17 protein-coding genes are annotated in these 16406 nt (G+C 44.6%); 7 read left to right on the forward strand and 10 right to left on the reverse strand.

What is annotated here, in order from left to right:
- Positions 1-6: 6 nt before the first annotated feature.
- The 4 genes from B5X68_RS21590 to B5X68_RS21605 form a co-directional block, all read right to left on the reverse strand.
- Complete coding sequence (locus B5X68_RS21590; RefSeq protein WP_082216832.1) at positions 7-453, reverse strand: barstar family protein; 447 nt, start codon at positions 451-453, stop codon at positions 7-9.
- Positions 454-510: 57 nt separating this feature from the next.
- Positions 511-2010 (reverse strand): c-type cytochrome domain-containing protein, encoded by a 1500-nt coding sequence (locus tag B5X68_RS21595; RefSeq protein WP_082216833.1) that lies wholly within the window; start codon positions 2008-2010, stop codon positions 511-513.
- Positions 2011-2036: 26 nt separating this feature from the next.
- Entirely contained in the window at positions 2037-2357 is a 321-nt protein-coding gene (locus B5X68_RS21600; RefSeq protein ID WP_082216834.1) for an L-rhamnose mutarotase, read from the reverse strand.
- Positions 2358-2460: 103 nt separating this feature from the next.
- Positions 2461-3279: a phytanoyl-CoA dioxygenase family protein gene (locus tag B5X68_RS21605; RefSeq protein ID WP_082216835.1), complete on the reverse strand. Its 819-nt coding sequence runs from the start codon at positions 3277-3279 to the stop codon at positions 2461-2463.
- Between the two features lie 137 nt (positions 3280-3416).
- Here B5X68_RS21605 and B5X68_RS21610 point away from each other — a divergent pair, with 137 nt between their 5' ends.
- A complete protein-coding gene (locus B5X68_RS21610; RefSeq protein ID WP_082216836.1) occupies positions 3417-4286 on the forward strand; it encodes an AraC family transcriptional regulator in 870 nt (289 codons plus the stop codon).
- Positions 4287-4290: 4 nt separating this feature from the next.
- Here the strand turns inward: B5X68_RS21610 and B5X68_RS21615 are convergent, their stop codons facing one another.
- The 5 genes from B5X68_RS21615 to B5X68_RS21635 form a co-directional block, all read right to left on the reverse strand.
- Entirely contained in the window at positions 4291-7143 is a 2853-nt protein-coding gene (locus tag B5X68_RS21615) for a PVC-type heme-binding CxxCH protein (protein ID WP_229208515.1), read from the reverse strand.
- A 58-nt stretch (positions 7144-7201) separates the two neighbouring features.
- Positions 7202-8074 (reverse strand): sugar phosphate isomerase/epimerase family protein, encoded by an 873-nt coding sequence (locus B5X68_RS21620; protein WP_082216838.1) that lies wholly within the window; start codon positions 8072-8074, stop codon positions 7202-7204.
- A gap of 196 nt (positions 8075-8270) precedes the next feature.
- A complete protein-coding gene (locus B5X68_RS21625; RefSeq protein WP_082216839.1) occupies positions 8271-8603 on the reverse strand; it encodes a HigA family addiction module antitoxin in 333 nt (110 codons plus the stop codon).
- Positions 8604-8611: 8 nt separating this feature from the next.
- On the reverse strand, positions 8612-8890 hold the full coding sequence (locus B5X68_RS21630) for a type II toxin-antitoxin system RelE/ParE family toxin (RefSeq protein ID WP_082216840.1): 279 nt from the start codon (positions 8888-8890) through the stop codon (positions 8612-8614).
- An 80-nt stretch (positions 8891-8970) separates the two neighbouring features.
- Positions 8971-9330, reverse strand: coding sequence for a YraN family protein (locus B5X68_RS21635; protein ID WP_082216841.1), 360 nt, complete (start codon positions 9328-9330; stop codon positions 8971-8973).
- Between the two features lie 89 nt (positions 9331-9419).
- Here B5X68_RS21635 and lipB point away from each other — a divergent pair, with 89 nt between their 5' ends.
- The 4 genes from lipB (at position 9420) to rnr (ending at position 13779) form a co-directional block, all read left to right on the forward strand.
- The gene (lipB, locus tag B5X68_RS21640; RefSeq protein ID WP_082216842.1) at positions 9420-10133 is read left to right on the forward strand and encodes a lipoyl(octanoyl) transferase LipB; all 714 of its coding nucleotides are present in this window, start codon (positions 9420-9422) and stop codon (positions 10131-10133) included.
- Positions 10134-10144: 11 nt separating this feature from the next.
- Positions 10145-10558: a hypothetical protein gene (locus B5X68_RS21645; protein ID WP_082216843.1), complete on the forward strand. Its 414-nt coding sequence runs from the start codon at positions 10145-10147 to the stop codon at positions 10556-10558.
- Between the two features lie 25 nt (positions 10559-10583).
- Entirely contained in the window at positions 10584-11318 is a 735-nt protein-coding gene (locus tag B5X68_RS21650) for a 3'-5' exonuclease (RefSeq protein WP_082216844.1), read from the forward strand.
- Between the two features lie 79 nt (positions 11319-11397).
- Complete coding sequence (gene rnr, locus B5X68_RS21655) at positions 11398-13779, forward strand: ribonuclease R (protein WP_082216845.1); 2382 nt, start codon at positions 11398-11400, stop codon at positions 13777-13779.
- Here rnr and B5X68_RS21660 read toward each other — a convergent pair whose 3' ends face one another.
- A complete protein-coding gene (locus tag B5X68_RS21660) occupies positions 13780-13995 on the reverse strand; it encodes a hypothetical protein (RefSeq protein WP_082216846.1) in 216 nt (71 codons plus the stop codon).
- Positions 13996-14337: 342 nt separating this feature from the next.
- Between B5X68_RS21660 and B5X68_RS21665 the strand changes: the two genes are divergently transcribed.
- The gene (locus tag B5X68_RS21665; protein WP_082216847.1) at positions 14338-15231 is read left to right on the forward strand and encodes a 3-keto-disaccharide hydrolase; all 894 of its coding nucleotides are present in this window, start codon (positions 14338-14340) and stop codon (positions 15229-15231) included.
- Positions 15232-15317: 86 nt separating this feature from the next.
- A complete protein-coding gene (locus tag B5X68_RS21670; protein WP_082216848.1) occupies positions 15318-16325 on the forward strand; it encodes a phytanoyl-CoA dioxygenase family protein in 1008 nt (335 codons plus the stop codon).
- The last annotated feature ends 81 nt before the right edge of the window (positions 16326-16406 follow it).

Raw genomic sequence — 16406 nt, forward strand, 5'->3', positions numbered from 1 at the left:
CTTTTTTCAGCTCAAAACCCAATAAGGAATTTCCTGCTCTTCCAGCAATGTCCTGATCCGGTCCGAGTCGTGAAAAATGATTTGTAATTCTTTTCTGGGCGTGCCTTCTTCTTCCTCGTCCATCCATTTCCAATCCTCCGCAGTGGCATCCAGAATATCAATAACGGACAGCAGCTTTTCTTCGGATTTCTCCTTTGCGAGCCAGTCAGCCGAATTTTCAATATAAATGATGACTTTTTGCTCTTTGATCCATTCCAGATCATTCAGCATTTCGTCCAGCGCATCCAGGTTTTTCCCGTCATACTCCGGGAAGTGCATGGCTGTTGAAATTTCTTCGTAAAAATCTTTAAGCGAAGTGGCTTTACGGCCGTCAATTTGGGCGATGAAAGCGCCCAGGAACAAGGTCCGGACATCCGATTGCTCCCTGGCGATCAGGAAGTGTGTGTTCTTCATATTTTTCGGCGGATTACAAGGTTGCAAGTTAGAAAAAATAAGATTGCAACATTGCAATTAAGGTGCCTTTGATTTTGCCTTTATTGCGGTAGTATCGCCAGCTTTCAAAAATTCGGCGACCGCTGCTTCGTTAAAACCATTCACTACCATAAGATTGGAATTCTTTCTACTCACCTCACGCACAGCAGAGTCCGTTGCAGCAGACTGCCAAACGTAAATGGAACGAAGTCCTTTGAATGTTGCAGCCTCCTTGAGTCCGGCATCGCTAACTTTCGTATCCACCAGATTAATGTATTCGAGCAAAGGCAGGTTTTTCAAATTCGCAAGTCCTGCATCGGTAACAATGGTGTGCTCTAAATGCAGCTTATTCAAATTTTTAAACTTCTGCATTTCTTTCAAAGCTGCGTCTGTTATTTTGGTGTCACCCAGTTTCAGCCAGGCAATCTGCTGGGCAACCGGCGCGAGTAACGCCATATCTTTATCCGTAAAATCAGGCGCATTTACTGCACTTACTTCAAGCAAATTCTGATCCTGCGCCAATGCATTTACAATCAGCCCGGCTTTTTTTAACGCAGCCAGGTCTTTTTCATCGGCCGCCGGCACCTTTACATTTTGAATGGCTGAAACCGCACTTTTTGTCGCCGCATTGCCCGTTCCGCTCGTTCCCAACGCTGCCAAAGCGGGTTTTACCTGTTCCGAAATAGTGAGTTCTGCCACTTTTTTATCGGCAGGCGCTCCCTGATCGATCCACCAGGAAATTAACGTGATCTGATCGGCTGTTAGCTGCGGTTTGCCTTTTGGCGGCATATGGTCGTCGTCATTTTCGGGAAGGAGGCAGCGTTTGATCATATCGCTTTCCGCACTTTTGCCGGCAATAAAAGCAGGCCCGCCTTCGCCACCTTTTACCAGTAAAGCCAGCTGGTCCATTCGTAAATCGCCCTTTTGCTTGCTTTCGTTATGACATTGCACACATCGCATTTCCAGGATCGGCTGCACAACATCTTTATAAACCAGTGCCTGGTTGACGTCAGCCAGTGGTTTTATTTCTGTAATTGTCTCTTTGGCCGGCGACATTCCGGCCAGGCTTCGGAATGGTTCTGGTGTATATTGGGTCAAATATTCTTCCCCATGCGTAAGCGATCCACCATCATGCCCCGCAGAGAGCAATAACAATGTTGCTATTGCAAACGCAGGCAAATAAATCATTGAACTATAAGGAATTACCCGCTGAAAACGATCCGACTTGACGAGCCACGCAATCCATGCAAAAACAGCAACGCCTATGCCCTGCCACATATGGTCACTCAGCAAATCTGCATCATAACCGCCTCCTAGTGACAGTAAATAACCCGCTATGCACGCTATGGTGGCACTTATGGCAGACCAAAACAGAATAAAAGAAACTGTTCCTTCACTAACCGCAACCTTACCTGTGCGGCGCCCGATTTCGAGGAATGCTGCAATCAGCAAAAATCCAATGGGCAAGTGCACCAGCACCGGATGAAACCTTCCAATAAAAAGAGCCCAGGGCGATGCCTGTAAAATGATTTGCGACATGGAGGGTGAAGGATTAGAATAGCATTTTATAACCGGAAAACTTCTGGACAAGCAACGGTTTTAGGAGAATTATCGCCATTAACTTCCATTAAATCAGCCATATAGTCCCACCACTTTTTCATAATGGGTAAAGATGCCAAACTCGCTGTCTGATCATTCGTCCCTTTCTTTTGGAATGCGAAAAGCGCTAGTGTCACCTCATCCAGAAAAATATAATATTCCTTAATGCCTGCATTTTTCAGTAAATCGGCCAGCTCAGGCCAAATCTCGTCGTGGCGTTTTTTGTATTCCGTTTCATTGCCCGGTTTCAGTTGCATCCGGAATGCTGAAATTATATCCTGCTCCATAAAGTGCTTCGTTATGCTTTGTTGGTCTGAAAATGGCAACCGGCCACTCACAACGTTTAAGCATTCAAATGCCGATCCCTACCCGTTTTCAGTCGGATCTTTGTCAGAGGATCAATGGATTCAGTGGAGAATTTAATGGGCTGCCAGCTGGCAAGCCGCACATCCAGCGCTGCCGATCGGCTTCCTGGTGTTTGTTTTTGGGCTCAGTAACCTTTGCGCCATCGGCTATAAAAATGACCGTCATGACTTCGCGCATTGTTTCCGTGGATTTGTTTCCGGGAGCAGAATGCAAAGTCCAGCCATAATGCCAGGTCGCGTCGCCCGCCTTCATAGTTTGTGCGCGCGAAACTTTGAAACCTTTATCCTGAATGAATTTTTCGAGCATGGCTTCTGATTCATCAGAAATCGGCACATTTTCGACGAAGCCAGCTTGGTGCGACCCTGACGCAAATGTGAGCATGCCCATATCCACATCAATGTCAATTAGCGGCATCCACATGGTAATGGTGTTGCTGGTGTCAACTGGCCAGTAATATTGGTCCTGGTGCCACGGCGTAAACCCACCGCCAGGCTCCTTATACAGAGCCTGGTCGTGGTAAATTCTGACATTCTCTACTCCCAGCAAGTCAGCGGCAATTTTCCCGAAGCGTTTGGCAAGCGCATAAGCTTTCACATTGTCATCAACTTCCCACAGATTTGTAATCTGCAAAAAAGCCTTTCCATACGTGTCCCTGTCTTCCAATTTCCGCTTTTCCGTATTGAACTTTGTTGCAGCACTGTTGATAACGTCCCTATAATGAGACACTTCTGCTTCGTTCAACACACCTGGGATCAGCACATGACCATTCTCTCTAAAACTTTCGATCTGCGTTTCAGAAATCGCCTTAAAATCAGCCAGGTCGGGAGCAGTTAAGGTTGTCATAAAATTTTTAAGAGTTTAGAAATAATCAATTTCAAATTTCGGTTCTTTAGGGTTTGATGGTTAGGCTGATAATGGATATTTTGTGGTGAATATTATCTAATTTCATTTTCTCAAAACCATTCCGAATAAAATAGTCAATGATAAGAGCGTTATTTGAGACGATTAACTCAGGGTCTGACGCGTCATTTCTGGTTAATTCATTTAATCTTGAAAAGTTTGACGTGCCGTATCATTTTCATCCCGAATTTGAGCTGACATTGATCTTAAAAGGCAAAGGAAAGCGCTACGTAGGCAAGCAAATGGCCGATTTTGATTCGGGAGATCTTGTGTTACTGGGATCCGATTTGCCGCATTCCTGGAAATCTGAAAGCATTTCAACACCTGGCTTTCATGCCAGATCCATTGTGGCGCAGTTTGACAAAAACTTTCTTGGCAACGAATTTTTCGACCGTCCGGAATTATCAGACATTCGTAACATGCTAAAAATCAGCGCGCATGGAATTCATTATATAGGGCAAACTGCGAAAGAAATTGGCGAGAAGATGTGCGTCCTGGCACTTGAAGAAAACTCATTCCGGAAAATGTGGCTGCTGCTGGACATCCTGGAAGATCTCGCCGCGTCCAAAGAATTCGTGCTGTTGGACCAGGACGGGGTCGTCGCCACGCAAATCAACAGCAATAAAGATCGAATTAATGCTGCGCTGGGCTACATTGTGGATAATTTCAGAAACGACATTGTCCTGAATGAAGTTGCGGCGGTTGTAAATATGTCACCTAATGCTTTTTGTAAATATTTCAAAAGGGTCACTAACAAAACTTTCCTCGACACGGTGATCGATTACCGCATTAATTTCGCCGTGCAACAACTCCTTTCCACGGACAGGCCGGTGTCAGAAATTTCCTTTGACAGCGGGTTTGGTGATGTTTCTCATTTTTATAAACTTTTCAAAAGGCGTATGAAAATGAGTCCGCTGAATTACAGAAAAAACTTTCAGAAAGGACTTTAAGGGATTATTTAAACTGCATGAGATAACCCGTCAAATCGGCCAGATCCTGCTCATTTAGGCCTAATGTCGTTGGTTCTGGCATTAAAGATGACGCCATTTTCTCCCTGCTTTTAATCTGATCTGCTTTAATGGAATGTTGCTGTCCGGCAGCATCTTTCAAAACCACGTTAGCGCCATCACTCATCAGAAAACCAAAAAACGTGTCGCCGCCCTTCGTAACTATGGTATAGCTTTCATAACCGAAAACCATACTGGCCGAAGGATTTACAATTGCATCCAAAAGTCCCGTTTTATCAAACTTCTTATGAATTAATGTTAAATCCGGCCCGATTTCCGCGCCTTTTGCACCGTGCTTGTGACAAGCTTCACAGCTGTTGGCAAACAATTTTTCGCCCTGCGAGACATTAGGGCTCATTCGGGCAATGAAATCTGTTTTCAAAACCTTCCCATTCTTAGGGAAAAACTGACTGGCAACAATCCGCACATTCTGGTCTTGATTTTTGAAAATAATGTCGCTAACCGATCTCGCAATGCTGTCAGGCAACTGTCCCTGCACACGCATATCCACGAGCATATTGCCACCATTTTCATCCGCAGCCATCTTTTTCGCAGCGTCAATTCTGGTGGGTAAAGCCTGGTTTTTATCCGAGACAATCTTTTTATTTTCCAACATTTGCTTGTACGCAGGCGTCATTTCCTGTGCAACAGCCTCTTCCCAATTGATCAGGTCGGCCCAGTCGTTGGTCTTGCGAAAACCGACCCACCACGAAGCCAGCGAAGCAACCTCAGGAAGCGGAGACTTCGATAATGTGATCATAGCTTCCACCGCCTTTTTATTTTTGATAAAACCAATCGCCGTAAGTGCTTTGCGTCGCTCAGGAGCAGGCACTTTGGAAGATTCAGCCCGCATTTTCATTTCCTCTATAACCTCCGCAGGATGCAAACGCCAGGCCAAACTAGCACGCTGTAGCCCAAAATTCACGGGTTCGCCCGGATAGGCTTCACCAACCATTGCGTACACCTGCTGCTCCTTCCCATCTGCCGCCGTCCCGATTGCTTCCAGCATCCAGGGATCTTTGCCATCATACATTTTGATAAGGCTGGCAATGCTCTCCTTCGCTTCCGCAAACGGCACATCACGAAGCGCAATTCCTACTTCCCGCCGGATGGCAGGATCCTGATCCTTAGCCATTTGTGCCAAATAAGGTTTTTCTGAACCGATGGCTTTGAGTGCTCTGAAAGCCGTAAGTTTATGCGATACGTTCGTGGATTTTAAGAGATTAACCACTTCATTTTTGCCACTATTCCCCAGTTGCGCCATCAGCCAAATTGCCCTGGCCTGATGAAAAGTGTTTTCGGCATTTAGCAACTTTTTAACATCAGGCAATGCTGCATCGCCTTTGTTTTTCAAGCCCTCAAAACCCAATGCCCGCACATTGACTGCCGGGTTTTTCAACGCTGCTACCAAGCCATTTGTGGTCGACAAATCCAGTTTGGGGATAGTTAAGTTCTTCCCTTTCGGTGTAATGCGGTAAATGCGGCCATAACCTTTTTTATCCTTCATGCTATGCCCTCCTACAACAGGATCAAACCAATCCGCAATGTATAAGGCGCCGTCAGGGCCAACCGCAATGTCCGACGGGCGAAACCATTTGCGGCTATCGTTATCGGTTTCATACCATTCATATCTCTCAGAAGCTTGCGGGAATGAGCTGATCAGATCACGTCGTTTTAAGTCAAAACCTGCACCATTAACCTTTGGCTGGTAAGCAAAGATCACATTTCGGCCCGCTTCACAGCTTAGCAATGTTCCCCGGTAATTTTTGCCGAGCGCATCGCCTTCGTAATAAACAATGCCCGTCGGCGATCCCGCGCCCGAATTGTCGCCTGCAGGCATTACGCCCGGATCTTCCTGATGCCAGTGCGTTGTAAAAATATCCTGTCCCGGCCTGCGATCTGCCTGCCAGTAACGTGTGCCGTCGGCTGAGAAATAACCCGCATTACCGTTTTCCTGCAAAAACGAAACCCGGCACGTAATCACCTGATCATCATTATCGTTCTGCCACATATTGCCGTAGCTATCGAGGCAAACTTCGTAACTGTTTCTGAAATTATGTCCCATCACTTTCAATCCGGTCCCGTCCGGGTTCATACGCAATGCCAGCCCGCCTACCCAAATGCGGCCGTCGTCAGACTTTTGGTTTCCCTCGTTTGTCTTATTGTAAGGCGTTCCACCCGTATATAAGCTTCCGCTGCGAAGTGTCCAGCCGCTTTTGTCGGTTACTTTATGCGGTCCCGCATTTCCTGTGTTGAAATAATATTTCCCGTCGGGCCCTGTAACCAATGAATGCAGCGAATGATCGTGGTCAAAACCACCAAATCCGGTCAGCAGCACTTCGCGCTTGTCCGGCTTATCATCACCATTCGAATCGGTGTATATAATGAGGTTTGGAGCGCAGGAAACGATAATTTTATTGCCAATAACCGCTATTCCTAATGGCGCTGTGAGCAATGTGTCTTCTGTGAAAACTTTGGAAGACTCGGCTTTTCCATCGCCGTTCTTGTCTTCCAGGATCATAATGCGGTCGCCTTTTTGCTTGTGACTCAGCCGTTCCGCGGGTTTTGTGTTAAAATCCCGATAATTGACTGCTTCTGTAACCCATACCCGGCCCTTTGCATCAATGTCCATATTGGTTGGGTTATAGAGCATGGGTGCTTCTGCCCACAATGTTGCTTCGAGGTCATCAGGCACATAAAGACGGGAGGAATCGTCCTTCGACGCGATTGCTAATGTACTTTTTTGAGGCGGACGTGCGCTATTTTTACTTATGCGAATGGTCGCGAAAGTAAACATCATGCACAGACATCCTATTACTGTTAGTGCTCTTGGTAAAGTTTGGGTCAAAGCGGCCATGCTATTTGAATGAAAATAATCCTTCGAGATACTTCCTGTTGTCTGTATAACATTGAACAATGTCCGCTCCGGGAGGCGTCGCTCCTTCAATTTGCATCCAGCCTGCATAACCAATGTCTTTTACGGCTTTGGCGATTTTCGGCCAGTCCATCGTTCCCTGGCCGAGTTTTTGGCCATTTTCTTTCATGTGCAGCTCGCAAATCATCTCTTTACCCAGCATTGAAATTTCCTTAAAAACATCATTACCAGCATCCGCGGCATTTCGGAAATCGTAGTAGACCTTCACTGACTTGCTGCCGACTGCCTGAATAATATCCAAATGTTCCTGAGCCGTCAGATAAGATTCTATGCCTAATATGATCCCTTTTTTCTCTGCGTGGGGTGCCACTTTTCTAAGCTTTGCAATAACCGCTTTCTTGCCTTTTTCATCATTGCGAAGATCACCATCTGAGAAAAAAGCCAGCAATACAACATGCACACCCAATCCGGCAGCGGCATCCACGCTATTCCAAACCCATTCTTCTGAAACTTCGACCGATTTGTAAGGCGCGCGGTTCAGTTCGCCAATCGCCAGGCTCGAAACTTTCACCCCCGTCCGTTCTGACGCAGCCTTGATAGATTGCAAAGTATTGTCAACCGAAAGTCCTTCCGGATTTTTTGAATTATTATAGCTAACCTGGATTCCCTGCAAACCGATATCTTTCGCCCGGTCGAATGCTTCCGGATTAAGGCTCTTCCCCACTGACCAATCGCAAGCGCCCAACTGAAATTGCGGCACAGGCATCGACAAAATATCAGGAGAAGCCACTACCGCCATCAGCAAAGCGCTTTTCCGAATCATTTCCCTCCGATCCATTAATGCATTATGGTTCATTGTGTTATGATTTAGGGATTGTTAAACCATAATATTGTAAATGTTGGGTTTGGGTTTTTCTACTTAAACCGGTTATTGGATAGGTCATATATTCAATATCCCGTTTCATCCCTCCGGGATTTTACCCTTCGACTCCTATTTTTTTGCTACCCATATTTCATCGCTCTGCGATTGGTTGCGAGGTGGTATGATTATATCAATTTTTTGCAGGGTGATATCCCGCTTCTTTGGAATTCCAAAGCGGTTTTATAACACTTGTGTCGATCTTACTTTTCGCCTTAGCAAGATCAAAATTCTGCTGGACCTTCATCCAAAATTCAGCAGTTGTGTTAGGAAATCCAGCTGCCAGACGAACGGCCATTTCGGGACTTAGATTAGATTTCCCGTTAATGATAGCGGACAATGTCTTTCTGGTAGTTCCCAGACTCGACGCAACTTGCTCAATCGTAAATTGATATCCTTCTTCACGCAAACCATCTAATGTTTCACGAATCAACTCCCCTGGGTGCGCTGGATCAAATATTGCCATAGTTTCTGTTAGTGATAATCTATATAGTCTACGTCAACTGCATCATTCCCGTCAAAACGGAAAATGATCCGGTAGTTTCCAGACGCTTTTACCGAATAAAATCCACTTAAATTTCCTTTCAGTGCGTGAAAGGAGTAGCCAAGCTGATTCATTTGTTCTGGAAAAGTGGCTGCATCCAGACGTGTCAAAATTAACCTTATTTTAGCCACATGACCTTGGTGAAGCTTGGACCGATCTCCTTTTTTAGCATATAACTCCAAGCCCTTGTGTCTGTAACTTTTTATCATAACATAGGTGTGTAGTGAAACGTGTCAGGTGTCATGAATTTATTTTTTACTGCTGTCTGATTACGGCCAGATCGTGCTATTTACTTACAAAAAGCATCCTCAATATGATAGATCTCCGCCTGACCAGTGGGTTGAATTAAGATCGAGACAATGTCGAACCGAATGTCGAACATCCAGTCCTTATCAAATATGTAATGTTCTGCGGCGCGCATGATGAGCCGGGCCTTTGTGACATTTACAAATTCCTCGGGCATGCCAAAGCCAATTCCGCTCCGGGTTTTGACTTCAACGAAAATTAACATTTTGTCTTTTTTGACGATCAGGTCAATTTCTGAATGGCTTCTTCTGTAATTTTTCTCGACTATCTCAAATCCTTTCTGCGCTAAAAATGCTGCTGCCTGGTCTTCGCCCCAGTTTCCAAGGTCGTTGTGTGCTGCCATAAGAACAATTTGTATGTTAAAGTGTGTTAAATAATAAATGCCTCTTTTTACATTGAGACGTTGAAAAATAAATTGGTCACAAATTTTAAATGAATACCCTCATCAATAAACTTGTCCACTTTCAGGATCTGGGGCTGATTGATTATCAGGAGGCTTGGGATTATCAGGAAAAGATCTTTGCGGAAACGATTTCTGTGAAGACGGCAAACCGGAATCTCGGTACGGACGAGCAGCTTTTAACACCCAATTATTTGCTTTTTTGCCAGCATCCGCACGTTTACACGCTTGGGAAAAGTGGAAAAGCGGATCATTTGCTTCTAGGTGAGGATGATCTTGCTGCAAAACAGGCTAAGTATTACAAAATCAATCGCGGCGGCGATATTACCTATCATGGACCCGGCCAGATTGTGGGTTACCCGATTTTCGATCTGGACAATTTTTTTACTGATATTCACCGCTATATGAGGACTTTGGAGGAGGCGATTATCCTTACTTTGGCCGATTATGAATTACAAGCAGGTCGGATTAATGGTCTGACGGGTGTCTGGTTTGATTTTGAAGAACAAAAAAATCCCAGAAAAATCTGTGCATTAGGCGTGAAATCGAGCCGGTGGGTTACAATGCATGGATTTGCGTTGAATGTGAATACGGACCTTTCCTATTTTGGTAACATTGTGCCATGCGGCATTCAGGATAAGGCGGTGACTTCCATGGCGGCGGAACTGGGAAGGGACTTGGATATGCGGGAAGTTTCCGATAAATTAAAAAATCATTTAGCAGGGCTGTTCCAGATGGAACTGTAAGTTGAGAATTAATGAAAAAAGATATCATATTTCACCCCGTTCAGGGCATACAGGTTGCAATTGTTAGGAGTATCAATGAGTCGGGTGCGGACGAATGGAACGTGATTGTGATCAATAGAAATCAGGAGCCGATTACAAATGTTTTTGTTACCTCGAAAGGCTACGGCAACAGCGAATCAGGGACTAATTCGGATCAGCGGACTTCGACATTAAGACATTTTTTTCCTGAAATAAAAGCGGGCGAACATGTGGTTGTGGAGCCGATTATGCCGGATGTTTTTCATCTGAACAATGAATTTTGGGTCAGCTATTTCATTGGAAATCAGATATACGATAAAAAGTTTATCTTCGTGCCCGACAGCATTATCGAAGATAACCTGATCCCGATCAGCCCGCTGGGTCTGGAAGGCGTATTGCACGAGTAGCCGGATTTTATACAAAACACACATTATGACAGAAGAATTTAGAAAACGAGCCAAGAACTTCTTGCTGCTTGACATTGAAACCGTTTCCTCATTTGCATCCTACGACCAGCTTCCCGAACGGATGCAGAAGCTTTGGGACAAAAAAGCACTGACATTCCGAAAGGGAGACGACGAGACCTCCAATGCAGCGTATTTCTACGACCGTGGTGCGATTTACTCGGAATTTGGAAAGATCGTTTGCATCGCATTTGGCGCATTTTTCTGGAATGAAAACGATGAGATTTCGTTCAAAGTCACCAGCTTTTCCGGGGACAATGAAGTTGATATCCTGCTACAATTCAAAGCATTAATTGAAAAATATCCGGCAGATCAGCTCATTTTGTGTGCGCATAATGGCAAAGAATTTGACTTCCCGTTCCTATGCCGAAGAATGCTGATCCACTGTATTGAAATCCCAAAAGCGTTGCAGATTTCGGGTAAAAAACCATGGGAAATTTTGCATCAGGACACGATGGATCTTTGGAAATTCGGCGACTATAAAAGCTACACCTCACTGGATTTGCTCGCAGCCGTTTTTGACATTCCCGGCAGTAAAAATGAAATGAGTGGCGACCAGGTAACGAAGGTTTATTACGAAGAAAATGATCTGGCCAAAATTTGCCGATATTGCAGAGAAGATGTCGTCGTGCTGGCACAGCTTTATCTGAGATTACATTGTTTTAAGGCAGTGCAGCCCGAAAATATTATCAGAATAGAATAACCCGTCGGCTGGCGCCCGGCTAACGACGCCCGTGGGCAACCCGCTTTCACCCTTGTGAAGGCATTATATAAAAGAATAAATGAAAGACAAAAAAATAAAAATTAACAAAGGCAATGATAAAAAAGAGGTCAGAACGCCTCATCATATTGTTTCCTACATTGATAATCTGAAAGCTGATATTGCGGCTTTTTTCGATTTAAACAGCGAGCATACTTTCCGCCCTTTCGATGTCCATGATCACTTTGGAGTTCAGGATAAGAAGGTAAAACAGCTTATTAACGAAATTATTCATGAGCTTGAAGAGGCAGGAAGGCTTGTGCATCAAAATGGCGGTTATTCTGCCGGTCCGAATAAAGAGGTTAAGAAAGGCCTTACAGGACGCGTGGACCGGGTAAATAAATCATTTGCCTTCGTCATTATTGAGGGCCGCGAGGACGATATTTATATAGAATCCGAAATGCTGAATGGCGCTTGGGATGGTGACATTGTTACCGTTCAGCCGCTGACAAAAAACAGCCGTAATTCAAGGTCTGGCCGCAATGACTCTGGTAAGAGTCGCGTGGAGGGACGCGTTGCAGAAATTGTGGAGCGTTCGGGGACTGAGATTGTCGGGATTATTGAAATTACTTCGCGTTATGCAGTTGTCCAGCCAGATAACAAAAAGCTTTTTGACCCTATTTATATTGAACCAGAGGAGGTTAAGGAGGCGCAAGATGGTGATAAGGTGATTGTAAAAGTGACGCAATGGCCTACCAGAAGAAGCCAGGCAGAGGGTGAAATTGTTCAGGTATTGGGAAAAGCCGGTAACAATGATGTCGAAATGCATGCGATTCTTGCGGAATTTGGACTTCCTTATCATTTTCCTGAAACGGTGGAAGCCGAGGCGCAGCGGATTCCCGATAAAATTTCCGAAAAGGACATTAAAAAGCGCAGGGATATTCGGGATGTGCTGACTTTCACCATTGATCCGGTTGATGCGAAGGACTTCGATGACGCGCTTTCTGTGCGTTACCTGGATGAGGGTGTGGTTGAGGTGGGCGTTCATATTGCAGACGTTTCGCATTATGTTTTGCCGGGAACTGAATTGGAAAAGGAGGCTTACCGTCGCGCAACATCGGTTTATCTGGTGGATAGGACGGTTCCAATGCTTCCGGAAAAGTTGTCCAACAACCTTTGCTCGCTCCGACCGAATGAAGATAAACTTTCGTTTTCAGCCATTTTTGAAATAAGTCCAAAAGGCAAAGTCCTGAAAGAATGGTTTGGCAGGACGGTCATCCATTCGGACAGACGCTTTTCTTATGAAGAAGCACAAGCAGTTCTGGATTCGGGAGAAGGAGATTATCCGCGTGAGTTGCATACATTGAATACGCTGGCGAAGATTTTGCGTAAAGAGCGGTTTAAGAATGGTGCTATTAATTTTGAAACCCCGGAAGTCCGTTTCAGACTGGACGAGAACGGAAAGCCGCTTGGGATTTATCAAAAAGAGCGCCATGATTCCAATAAATTGATTGAAGAATTCATGCTGCTCGCTAATAAACGCGTTGCGGAATACGTGTATTCGCTTTCAAAAGGCGAGGCCAAAAATACGATGGTCTATCGCGTACACGAAGCGCCGGATACGGATCGGTTGCAGACATTTGCAAACTTCGTTGGCAAGTTGGGCTACAAATTAGAAGTGGAAGAGGAAAATAAGATTGCCAAATCCATGAACAACATGCTTTCCAAAGTGGAAGGAAAGCCCGAGCAAAACCTCATTGAATCACTTGCCGTGAGAACAATGGCAAAAGCGCGTTATAGCGTTGAGGATCTCGGACACTTCGGGCTGGCATTTCAGCGCTATTCACACTTCACCTCGCCAATCCGCCGTTATCCGGACGTGATGGCGCACAGACTTTTACAGCATTATCTGGACGGCGGTGCTTCGGTTCCAAGGGACAGTTATGAAGATGCGTCGAAGCATTCATCTGAAAGAGAAAGACTTGCTGCGGAGGCTGAAAGGGCTTCTATTAAATACAAGCAAGTGGAGTACATGAGTATGATGGATAAGGATCGTGAATTTGACGGGATCGTTACAGGTGTCACGGAATTCGGGATTTTTGTTGAAATAACAGAAACAGCATCCGAAGGACTTATCCGCATGACGGATCTTGGCGATGATTACTACGAGCTCGACAAAGAAAATTACCGCATCATCGGCCAGCGCACCAAGAAGATTTACACATTCGGAGAAAAGGTGAAGGTAAAAGTGAAAGATACGAACCTTGCACGCAGAAGCATGGATCTGTATTTGGCTGGAACAATTCCTTCACCGGTTCGGAATAACAATGGTTCTGGTGACAGGGACAGACGTCCCAGAGAGTCGCGTGAATCGAGATCGTCAGGAAAAAGCAGCCGTTCCTCAACGTCATCGTCCAGATCATCTTCATCCGCGAAGCCAAAAGAAAGGCGTAAGCGGCGATAGTTATACGGCCTGTTTCACTTTTTTCAAAAGCTCGTCAACACGATCAGATAAAGCTATCAGGCCTTTTTCAATTTCCATATCTAATGTTCCCGGGGCAAACTGATCTTTGTTCCGGGCCATTTCCTTCCAAAATTCTTTTTTTTCTTCCTCACTTTGCAATGCTGAAAATCTGGTGAATGCATTACGTAAGGACTTAGGGATAATCTGTTGGTTCATGCGTCTAGAATTGATTTGAGTTCAAGTAATCGATCCAAAATACCATTAATATGTGCTTCTAGCCTAGGCCCTTTCAAACTTGATAATTCGCCTTCCGATCCACTGTAAAAATCGAGAATATATTTCAGATAAATTATCTCTTCTTCGAGTTCTTTCCTTTCAACAGGTGACATTTCTCTTTATTCTAGTGTGTGTTCTACCTCAAGGAAATATATGCACCGCGTTTCGAAGAATAGCAAACAAATTACCCGCCGGTAAATATGTGCCGTTAAACTTTACGGATGAATGTTAGATTGATGTACTTAGAAGCTTTGATGTTAAAGGAAACTCCAATCCCCTGACATGCTTAGAACCCTGAAACTCGTAGCTTTTTTACTGATCCTCTCCCTCACTTCCCAAGCCCAAAAAGCTGCCGATAAGGAGGAATGGCAATCTCTGTTCAATGGTAAAGACCTTACGGGTTGGGACATTAAGATTGCAGGACATAAGGTGAATGATAATTATAAGAACACCTTCATTGTTGAGGATAATATGATTCGGGTGAATTATAAAGAATATGACAAATTCACCACCGAATACGGGCATATGTATTACAACAAGCCTTTTTCCCACTATAAAATCAGATTGCAATATCGCTTTACAGGCAATCAGGTTCCCGGTGGCGCTTCCTGGAATGTCAGGAACAGCGGCATAATGCTGCATTCGCAGTCGGCGGCTAGTTTAGGTTTGGATCAGGACTTCCCTATTTCTCTGGAAATGCAATATTTGGGAGGTTTGAATGCTGGCGAGCGGACAACCGGCAACCTTTGCACACCCGGGACCATTGTCGAGATCAATGGAAAAGTAGATCAGGCGCATTGCATTAACTCCACTTCAAAAACATACAACGGCGACCAATGGGTTACTGCTGAGGCGATTGTACTGGGCGACTCTATTGTTTATCATATGATCGAAGGCGATACAGTTCTGACATTTACCAATCCCAAAATCGGTGGCGGCTATGTTGGTAAAAATCATACGTTTAAAGACGGAAAAGTGGGCAGCGAAGCGGAATGGGTTCGTAAAGACAATACGCCGTTGGGAAGCGGCTACATTGCATTGCAGGCCGAAAGTCACCCTATCGATTTCCGGAACATCGAATTGCTGAATTTGAAGGGTTGCATGAATCCAAAAGCAACCAATTACAAGTCCTATTACAAATATCCTGATAACAACACGTGCACGTTTAATAAGTAGTTAGTAACGGTGACACATTTGCTCGGTCACCCGAAGTGGTTTTGATTATATTTGGTAAACGTCATTTTTCTCTAACCCATTCACTTATGAGCATTGTTCAGCGCGTCCTTCGCAAAGCCGAATCAATTAAAGATCATTATTTTCCGATTAAGGAATTTGATCAGGCGACGCTTCCCTGGATCGACAAATCTAACGCCGATATCGCAGGTTTTTTGAAAAAAAATCCGCCTCGCTACGATGTTCCCTATGACATGGCTGATAAGTTAAGGAGCTGGGAACAAAATGGTTACGTTGTGCTGGAAAAGATCATCCCGGAAGAAATGATAGATAATTTCTGGGGAGATTTTCAAAAGCTGGTGCAGAATCCCGATAAATATGACCTCTCGGTCCGTATTGACCTGGATGAATTCAAACCCAATCAGGAAAGGAACATTAAGGAATTTCCGAAAGAAGCGTTGCTAGGCAAATATGTGAAGATCAACGACTTCCATAACTCATCGGTGGCTGGGAAAAAGTTGATGACGCATCCTTACATTGTTTCATTCCTGGAAGCGATTTTCAATCAAAAGATTGTGGTCATGCAGAGTTTGGTTTTTATGTACGGAAGCCAGCAGCCTACACATCAGGATTTCCCTTGGGTTACAGCAAAAATTCCGAGTCATCTGGCCGCCGCGTGGATTGCGTTAGAGGACATTAAAATTGACTCCGGCCCGCTTTACTATTACATTGGTTCTCACAAAATGCCAAAATTTAACTTCGGAAGCGGTATTTTGTTCAAAAAAGACTCGACAAAATCTCCACTTGAATTTGCTCAATATCTCGATCAAACCTGTGCAGAACATCAATATCCGAAAGAAACATTGCTCATAAAAAAAGGCGATGTGCTGATCTGGCATGCAGCGCTGGCGCACGGCGGCTCGATGATCACCAATCCGGAGCAAACCAGGAAATCATTTGTCTGCCACTATTCGACTGAACAAGCATTGCCTTATCATAGAAATTTTGTGACGCAGGTGCCCGTTAAGCAAGATTATAACGGCGTTTTCATCTACAATAACCCTGTCTTTCCCCAATCTGAGGATGTATTGAAATAATTATTAACCAATTCATTTTTGGTTTTTTATATTTTTGCAAAAAATGGACGTTTATACTGGACACAGCATCGTCCATTTTTT

The organism is Dyadobacter psychrophilus, from assembly GCF_900167945.1.
Classification (GTDB): domain Bacteria; phylum Bacteroidota; class Bacteroidia; order Cytophagales; family Spirosomataceae; genus Dyadobacter; species Dyadobacter psychrophilus.

Bases quoted from the DNA above. Each gene is read 5' to 3' on its own strand.
- B5X68_RS21590 (WP_082216832.1), bottom strand. From the start codon at position 453: ATGAAGAACACACACTTCCTGATCGCCAGGGAGCAATCGGATGTCCGG.
- B5X68_RS21595 (WP_082216833.1), bottom strand. From the start codon at position 2,010: ATGTCGCAAATCATTTTACAGGCATCGCCCTGGGCTCTTTTTATTGGA.
- B5X68_RS21600 (WP_082216834.1), bottom strand. From the start codon at position 2,357: ATGGAGCAGGATATAATTTCAGCATTCCGGATGCAACTGAAACCGGGC.
- B5X68_RS21605 (WP_082216835.1), bottom strand. From the start codon at position 3,279: ATGACAACCTTAACTGCTCCCGACCTGGCTGATTTTAAGGCGATTTCT.
- B5X68_RS21610 (WP_082216836.1), top strand. From the start codon at position 3,417: ATGATAAGAGCGTTATTTGAGACGATTAACTCAGGGTCTGACGCGTCA.
- B5X68_RS21615 (WP_229208515.1), bottom strand. From the start codon at position 7,143: ATGATGTTTACTTTCGCGACCATTCGCATAAGTAAAAATAGCGCACGT.
- B5X68_RS21620 (WP_082216838.1), bottom strand. From the start codon at position 8,074: ATGAACCATAATGCATTAATGGATCGGAGGGAAATGATTCGGAAAAGC.
- B5X68_RS21625 (WP_082216839.1), bottom strand. From the start codon at position 8,603: ATGGCAATATTTGATCCAGCGCACCCAGGGGAGTTGATTCGTGAAACA.
- B5X68_RS21630 (WP_082216840.1), bottom strand. From the start codon at position 8,890: ATGATAAAAAGTTACAGACACAAGGGCTTGGAGTTATATGCTAAAAAA.
- B5X68_RS21635 (WP_082216841.1), bottom strand. From the start codon at position 9,330: ATGGCAGCACACAACGACCTTGGAAACTGGGGCGAAGACCAGGCAGCA.
- lipB (WP_082216842.1), top strand. From the start codon at position 9,420: ATGAATACCCTCATCAATAAACTTGTCCACTTTCAGGATCTGGGGCTG.
- B5X68_RS21645 (WP_082216843.1), top strand. From the start codon at position 10,145: ATGAAAAAAGATATCATATTTCACCCCGTTCAGGGCATACAGGTTGCA.
- B5X68_RS21650 (WP_082216844.1), top strand. From the start codon at position 10,584: ATGACAGAAGAATTTAGAAAACGAGCCAAGAACTTCTTGCTGCTTGAC.
- rnr (WP_082216845.1), top strand. From the start codon at position 11,398: ATGAAAGACAAAAAAATAAAAATTAACAAAGGCAATGATAAAAAAGAG.
- B5X68_RS21660 (WP_082216846.1), bottom strand. From the start codon at position 13,995: ATGAACCAACAGATTATCCCTAAGTCCTTACGTAATGCATTCACCAGA.
- B5X68_RS21665 (WP_082216847.1), top strand. From the start codon at position 14,338: ATGCTTAGAACCCTGAAACTCGTAGCTTTTTTACTGATCCTCTCCCTC.
- B5X68_RS21670 (WP_082216848.1), top strand. From the start codon at position 15,318: ATGAGCATTGTTCAGCGCGTCCTTCGCAAAGCCGAATCAATTAAAGAT.